Genomic DNA, 1,432 nt, shown 5'->3' with positions numbered 1-1,432 from the left:
CGGTCCCGTCCGCGGAGGCCTCCAGGTGGAAGGCCCCCGCGCCGGGCACCGTGTCCCACCACACCGCGCAGCGCAGCCGGGCGCGCGCCGTCGCCGGGGTCAGCGGGGGCAGGGCGAGGGTGCCCGAGCCGCCGGTCTCCATGCCGGAGAACCAGGCCGCGCCGCCGTGCCTCGTACGCACCGGTACGGCGCGGGCGAAGCGGTTGCCGGTCGCGACCCGGGGCGCGCTGCCGGCCCGCCAGGTCCGCACGGGGTGGACGGAGTTGCCGAGCAGGACCAGGAAGGAGTCGGTGGAGGGGTCCAGCACCAGGGAGGTACCGGTGAAGCCGGTGTGCCCGGCGGAGTGCGGGGTGGCCAGGGCGCCCATGTACCAGTGCTGGTAGAGCTCGAAGCCGAGGCCGTGGTCGTCGCCGGGGAAGGCGGTGTTGTAGTCGGTGAAGAGCAGCTCGACGGAGGCGGGGCGCAGGATGCGCCGGCCCGCGTAGGCCCCGCCGTCGAGCAGGGTGCGGGAGAGGACCGCGAGGTCCCAGGCGGTGCCGAACACGCCAGCGTGGCCCGCGACCCCGCCGAGGGCGTACGCGTTCTCGTCGTGGACCGCGCCCCACACCAGCCCCCGGTCCAGGCCCGACCACGGCGGGCGCTGCACCTCGGTGGCGGCGGTGACCCGGCGCCAGGAGAGCGGCGGGTTGTAGCGAGTGCGGTGCATCCCGAGCGGAGCGGTGATCTCGTCGCGGAGCAGGACATCCAAAGTGCGGCCGGTGATCCGTTCCAGGAGCAGCTGGAGCGCGATCAGGTTCAGGTCCGAGTACCGGTACACCGTCCCCGGCGTGTCCTGCGGCCGCACCGACCACAGCAGCCGCAACTGCCCCTCCCGGGTGGGCTCCTGGTAGAACGGCGCCCACGAACGCAGCCCCGAGGTGTGCGTGAGCAGCTGGCGGACGGTGACCTGTTCCTTGCCGCCCCCGGTGAACTCCGGCAGGTACCGGTCCACCGGCGCCTCCAGCTCCAGCCGGCCCCGCTCCATCTGCTGCACCGCCAGGATGGAGGTGAACAGCTTGCTGAGGGAGGCCAGGTCGAAGACGGTGTCCTCGGCCATCGCGATCCGCTCGGCCGCCGGGAACTCCGCCGGCCGGTCGGCGCGGCCGTCGTAGTCCGCGTACCGCACCGCGTACCCCATCGCCCGGTGCAGGGCGACGGTCCGGCCGCGTCCCGCCAGCACCACGGCCCCGGCGTAGTACGGGTGCTCGGGGGAGGGCCCGAGGAAGCGCCGGGCCTCCTCCGCGACCCCCTCCAGGTGTCGTTCCAGCAGCCCGGCCTGCCGCGCCGACCCGTACCGCAGCCGCAGCCCCTGCAACGCCCGCCGCTCGGCCGCACCGGCGCCCGGCCCCGGCAGCGCCGCGTGCAGCACGAGCACCCCGCCCAACGCCAGCAA

At 75.1% G+C, this 1,432-nt stretch carries 1 protein-coding gene; it reads right to left on the bottom strand.

Going from position 1 to position 1,432, the window contains the following annotated elements:
- Nucleotides 1-1,432, bottom strand: a 1,432-nt coding sequence (locus tag SSNG_RS03860; protein ID WP_007262487.1) for a serine hydrolase domain-containing protein, incomplete at its 3' end; no start/stop codon positions are given.

It is taken from the genome of Streptomyces sp. C (genome assembly GCF_000158895.1).
GTDB lineage: Bacteria > Actinomycetota > Actinomycetes > Streptomycetales > Streptomycetaceae > Streptomyces > Streptomyces racemochromogenes.
Note: the sequence above shows the minus strand (reverse complement) of the source record. Positions and strands in the feature narration are given on the sequence as shown.